Raw genomic sequence first — 6,713 nt, 5'->3', positions numbered from 1 at the left:
TTGTCAATGATGGTGTTAATGAGGCGAAGACTTATACAGATATGAAGTTTGAGACTTTGAATTATGCCATTGAGGATGTTCGCAAAGAAGCAAGACAAGCAGCAGCTATTGGTCTAGCGGTGGCTGGTTTACGTTATAACGATACACCAGGGAAGTTGAGTGTTTCATTTGGAACGGGCGTATGGCGCAGTCAATCCGCCTTTGCCATTGGAGCTGGTTATACATCTGAAGATGGAAATATTCGCTCGAATGTATCTGTTACGAGTACTGGAAGACACTGGGGGGTAAGTGCAGGAGTAAACTTAACGCTGAATTGACAATAAAAAATACATCTGCCCTTGTTTGATGAGAACAAGGGCGAAAATTTTATATTTGGAATATTTTATACAGGAAGCACTTTAACAAAAAAATTACCAACGCAGAGTAATGTTTTTATAGAAATTAATAGGAATGTGTGATCGCACAATAATTTTAATAGTGTAGATTTTATAATTTTATTAATAGAAATATCCATTGAGAGATAAATATTCCTAAATAAATGAAAAAAACATTTCTCATTTATTTGTTTTGTATACAGAAGCGGCAACGATCAAGTAAGAATCACTTCGATTAAAATGGAAACATCTAAAATACAACGAGGCACCAAAACTCCTATAAAAGCTTACAGATCAAACAATGAAGCTGTGAATTTTAGAACTATTTCATGAATCAGAAAGAATCATTATATAAAAATAATTAATTTCACTTTCTTCTTGCTATTTTTCTTAATAGTCTATAGAAAATAGATGATTCGTTAAAAAATACTCCAATAAAAAAGTTTTCGCAAAAGGGGAGTGCGGTAAATTATGAAAAAACACACAATCACCACCATCATATCTAAAAGCACGTTAAAAGATACAATCCTAAAGCTTAGGAATATCTCACTTATTTCACAATAGTGCAGTAACCTCACAAAAACACCTTAAAAACCCAACTCTCTGTTGCAATAAACATCTTTTATTGCCTTTCACACACATCACACTTAACAATAGCGCATAAATATGTTTTTTCTACGTTTATCTCATTTTTCAGTCCCGAATCTCAAAACTTTTTTACAAAAAAAAGCGCCCCCTTAAATGAGCAAAAAACGAAAGGCTTATCAATCCTATCAATCAATGCTAATCACAATCTCATTGACATTTTAGATAGTCCTTTTTCCCATTATCACAACCCTAATCTTTTATAAAACAATAAAAAGACAATTTCTGTAATCCACTAATACCAGAATATGTCTTTTTGATGTTTTCCTTACTTGGAGAATTTATTATGAAAAAAAAGCATATCACATCAAAAACGCCAGAAATAAGTAATTTAAAAAATTCTTGTTCGCCTTATGGTTTACCTTTTATTAAAACGCTTTCATTGGTTTCAGTGGCTGTCTTTTTATCAAGTGCTTCTCCTGTTTCTGCTACTGGTTGGGCTTTTAATAATATATCAGACTATTTGGGTGGTGGTGCAGATGTACTTAAAAGTGTTGCCCCAACCTATATAATTGACGGGAACGTGTATAGAGATGTTGGCTCTGCGTTTATAGGGGTAGAGAATCAATTCAAAGGTTTAGAAGCCAATATGGGAAATACTATTAAACTTGAGGTTGGAACAGCCGTTAATAATGCGTTTGCGGGTTGGGGAAATACTTGGGGGATATTTCAGAGAGAAATTAATAATAAAATTAATACAATCTTGTCTGATATGATTGTTAAGCAAGATGCAGTAGGGACTATTACAATTGGTGCGAAAAAGGGGGGTTATATAGTAAACGTTGCAAATAATTCTCGTGAGACGCGGTTCATTACTGGTGTTCGTGATGGTTTGGTTAACGCAACATCGGATCACGCAGTCAATGGTTCCCAGCTTTATAAATTGGGCGCTGGGGTTGCGAGCTCTTTTGGCGGTGGTGCTGGCTATAAAGATGGAAACTGGAATGCTCCTACTTTTACAGTTAAAGTCTTTGATCAGAATGGTAATGGAAATGAAAAGAACTATAATAATGTTGCGGATGCACTTTCTGGTGTCAGTAGTTCTTTCACGAATCTTGATAAAAAGATTGAAAATATAGTCGTTAATGCGACAGGTGATGGTCTTGTTAAGCAAGATGGTACCGGACTTATTACCATTGGTGGAAAAGTAAATGGAGCTAAAGTAACTATTGCAAACGTTGATAATGCAGTTCGGACGCTTACTGGTGTTAGAGCTGGTTCGATTACAGCAACATCAACTGATGCAATAAATGGTTCTCAACTTTATTCCATGAGCAATGTCGTTGCAGGCTATTTTGGCGGTGGTGCTGGTTATAAAGATGGAAGTTGGAGTGCTCCTACTTTTACGGTTAAGGTCTTTGATAAGAATGGGAATGGAGCTGAAAAGAACTATAAGAATGTTGCAGATGCATTTACTGGTGTCAGTAGTTCTTTCACGAATCTTGATAAAAAGATTGAAAATATAGTCGTTAATGCGACAGGTGATACTCTTGTTAAGCAAGATGGTACAGGACTTATTACCATTGGTGGACAAGCAAGTGGAAATAAAGTAAGTATTGCAAACATTTTTCATGGAGCACGGGTTCTTACTGGTGTTGGTAATGGTAAAATTGGGATAGTGTCGACTGATGCAGTCAATGGTTCCCAGCTTTATATGACGGGTTTTGTAGTTGCGTGCTCTTTTGGCGGTGGTGCTGGATATGATAAAGATGGAAACTGGACATTACCTACTTTTACGATTAAAGTCTTTGACAAGGATGGGAATGGAGCTGAAAAAAACTATAGAACTGTTGAAGATGCCTTTACTGGTGTCAGTAGTTCTTTCACGAATCTTGATAAAAAGATTGAAAATATAGTCATTAATGCAGCAGGTGATAGTCTTGTTAAGCAAGATGATGCGGGACTTATTAGCATTGGTGGAAAAGTAAGTGGAACTAAGGTAAGTATTGCAAATATTGATAATGCGGTACGGACTCTTTCCGGTGTTAATGCTGGTTCGATTACAGCAACATCAACTGATGCGATAAATGGTTCTCAATTTTATTCCATGAGCAATGTAGTTGCAGGCTATTTTAGTGGTGATGCTGGATATGATAAAGATGGACACTGGATATCACCTACTTTTACGGTTAAAGTCTTTGATAAGGATGGTAGTGGGACTGAAAAGAACTATAGAACTGTTGCAGATGCATTTACTGGCGTAAGTAGTTCTTTCACGAATCTTAATGAAAAGATCGAAAATGTGACAGGTGATAGTTTTGTTAAGCAAAATAGTGCTGGGCTTATCACGATTGGAGGAAACAAAGGCGGCAATAGAATAGATATTGCAAACAGTATTAATGCTCCACGAGTTCTCTCTGGTGTTAAGGGTGGTGCATTTACGGCCACATCGACCGAAGCAGTAAATGGTGCTCAGCTTTATTTTATGGCTCAGGCATTTGCAAGTTATTTTGGTGGTGGTGCTGGATATGATAAAGATGGAAGCTGGAGTGCTCCTACTTTTACAGTTAAAGCCTTTGATAAGGATGGTAATGAGACTGAGAAAACGTATAGTAGTGTCGCGGATGCATTTGCTGGCGTTAATAGTGCTCTTACAGGTCTGAATCATGAGATTGTTGATATAAAGAATAACGCTGCTATTGGTGAAAAAAATAAGGAAGCTCAAAATGGGAGTGATAATAATATTACAGAAGGCTTTCCTTTTAGGAGCAACTTAACTCGTGCCCTAGATGAGGTCGATATTGTCATGGATGAGGAGGAGAGTGACATAGACGAGGTGGATCTTGCGGTTAGCTATGATGTTGATAAAGAGAGTGGAGAGAAAACCGATAAGATCACTCTAAAAGGTGAAAAAGAAGATGAACCTGTTTTGATAAATAATGTAGCTGGTGGCGAAATTAAAGAAGGCTCTAAGTACGCAGTAAATGGTGGTCAGTTACATGATTATACCGATAAGCAGATGGAGATTGTTCTTAATAATACGCAAGAGTATACGGACAATCGAGTCGATAAAGCTCTTAACGAGGCGAAAGCTTATACCGATATGAAGTTTGAAGCACTGAGTTATGATATTCAGAATGTGCGCAAAGAGGCAAGGCAAGCAGCAGCGATTGGTTTAGCAGTGTCTAACTTACGTTACTTCGACGATCCAGGCTCTTTGAGCGTTTCATTTGGTGGCGGTTTGTGGCGTGGCCAATCTGCCTTCGCTATTGGTGCAGGTTATACGTCTGAAGATGGCAAGATTCGTTCTAATCTATCAGCAACCAGTGCTGGAGGTCAGTGGGGAGTAGGTGGTGGAATAACTCTGAAATTAAAATAACACCATATAATACAAAAAACTGCAATTTAACGAAAATTTTGCCCTTGTCTATTCAGACAAGGGCAAAATTTTACATTATAGAGAAGTAATATTTTACAGAAAAAGTCATAGAGTAGTATAATTATAAAGTCATATAACAATGTGTCCTATAGTAATAATCTTAGTGAGATTGATTTTAGTGAAAAGTGAAGCACTTTAAAAAGAGTTTATAAATGCATAGTAATGTATCTAAGGTAAATTGATATAATGCGTAATCGTACCATAGTTTAAAGGTATATGTTCTATAATTTCATTGATAGAAAATATCCATTAGGGGATACGTTTTAAAAAAAATCCAAAATCCTATTTTATTATTTATTTGTTCTGTACATAGCGGTAGCAATCATGAGGTATGAAGTAGCCGCAATTATCAGTAAGACTCATTTTGGTCAAAACGGTATCCCTCAAACAAACTATAAAACAAAACCTGGCTATATACTATAACGCATGCAATGAATCTATGAATTTTAAAACTGGATATTTCATGATTGCATAAATCTGAAAGACTCATTATGTAAAAATAATTAAATTCATTTTCTTCTTGCTATTTTTTTAATAGTCTATAAAAGAATAAGAGAGTCACTGGTAAGACTCATTCCAATAAAAATAAAAAGATTTATCGCAAAGGGAGGTGCGAAGAATTATGAAAAAATCACACAGCTATAATCACCCTATTTTAAAGCTCTTCAAGAGAAATAACTCTAAGGCTGGAGAGTACACTGCTCATTCTTACGATAAAAGCGCAATAATCCCCACAAAAACCACTCTAAAGCGCTCGCCAATCACTTAACCTTTTTCCGCAATAAATATTTTATTGCTTCTTAATCCCACATACCTAGCAATAGCGCGGAAAAACGCCTTCTATATCTTTTCCTTATCCTCAAATTCAGAAACTTTTTCGCAGAAATAACACTCTGCTTAAAAATAGAAAAAATAAATTTCACTAATTTAATTATTAATCAAGGCTAAACACAACCACCCTAGGAGTTCTAATCACCTCTGTCTGTTTCTGCGAAAAAACTAAATTTTATAAAGAACAAGAAAAAAACACATCCTTAAACGCTCATAGCGCTGAAATGTGTCTTTTTAATGTTATTAAAATGTTTTTCTTACTTGGAGAATTTGTTATGAAAAAGCTATATATCACATCAAAAGCGCAAGTGGTGAGTGATTTTAAAGATCCTTGCTCGCTTTATCGATTACTTTTTCTTAAAGCGCTTTCTGTTGCTTTAGTGATTATCTTTTTATCAAGTATTTCTCCTGTTTCTGCTAATACTCAGATTTTTAATAACATACCAAATGATTTTGGTGGTGGTACAACTGTGCTTAAAGCTATTCCACCAGCCCATATAGTTGACAGTAAATTGTATACAGATAGTGGTTCTGTATTTATGGGGGGTGAAGATTCCTCAAAGAACTTAAGATCTAATATTAAGTTTCAGATTAAAACTGCTTTTGATATTGCATTTGCGGGGAGGGAAACTTCCAAGAATATAGTAGATGCAGTTTCTGGCGTTAAGAGTGCTTTTACAGGTTTTGATCGTCAGATTGTGGAGACAAAAGAAAACCATGCTATTGGGGAGAAACGAGATAATCTATCTCAAAATGATGATCAGCATAAGGGTACAGACAGCTTTCCTTTTATAAGTCACTTACCTCGTGGATTAGATCGGGCAAATGGTGGAGGGACAATAACTATTTCTGCTAACTCACCATTAACTAAAATAAGTTTTATGAATAGTGAGGGTAAAGCTCGGTTGCTTTTAGATGTTTCTGCTGGCGAGATTTCAAAAACTTCAACTGAAGCGGTGAATGGATTTCAGCTTTATTCACTGGGCAGCGAGGTTGCGAAGTCTTTTGGCGGTAACGCTAAGTATGAGAATGGAGTTTGGACAGCTCCTACCTTCATGGTTAAGAGCTTCACAAAAGATGGCGATGTTACTGATACGACTTATAATGATGTTGCTTCTGCCTTTACCGGTGTTGGTACTTCATTCGAAAAAGTTAAAGATAAATTCGAGAATATTAAGGATGAAATTACCAAAGAGGTTGCAGACGCGAAAAGTGACTCTTTGAACTGGAGCGATAGAGATAATGCCTTCGTTGCACAGCATGGCAAAGAGAAAAGCAGCAGTAAGATAACGTCACTTACGAATGGAGACATTAATGCTGGTTCAAGCGATGCTGTAGCTGGTAATCAGCTTCATGCATTGGGAAGCCGTGTTGCTTCGTCATTAGGTGGTAGTGCTAGCTATGCGGATGGAGTTTGGACAGCTCCTACCTTCATGGTTAAGAGCTTCACAAAAGATGGCGATGTTACTGATACGACTTATAAT

2 protein-coding genes and 1 pseudogene are annotated in these 6,713 nt (G+C 36.4%); all 3 read left to right on the top strand.

Annotated features, from left to right (window positions below):
- On the top strand, positions 1-317 hold a 317-nt coding region (locus ACFIJS_RS08390), incomplete at its 5' end, for a YadA-like family protein (protein WP_375651124.1).
- A 988-nt stretch (positions 318-1,305) separates the two neighbouring features.
- A complete protein-coding gene (locus ACFIJS_RS08385; protein ID WP_375651122.1) occupies positions 1,306-4,338 on the top strand; it encodes a YadA-like family protein in 3,033 nt (1,010 codons plus the stop codon).
- A gap of 1,166 nt (positions 4,339-5,504) precedes the next feature.
- Positions 5,505-6,713, top strand: a pseudogene (locus tag ACFIJS_RS08380) (hypothetical protein); the annotation flags it as partial.

The organism is Bartonella sp. OT172YNZD, from assembly GCF_042193725.1.
Classification (GTDB): domain Bacteria; phylum Pseudomonadota; class Alphaproteobacteria; order Rhizobiales; family Rhizobiaceae; genus Bartonella; species Bartonella grahamii_A.
Note: the sequence above shows the minus strand (reverse complement) of the source record. Positions and strands in the feature narration are given on the sequence as shown.

Bases quoted from the DNA above. Each gene is read 5' to 3' on its own strand.
- ACFIJS_RS08385 (WP_375651122.1), top strand. From the start codon at position 1,306: ATGAAAAAAAAGCATATCACATCAAAAACGCCAGAAATAAGTAATTTA.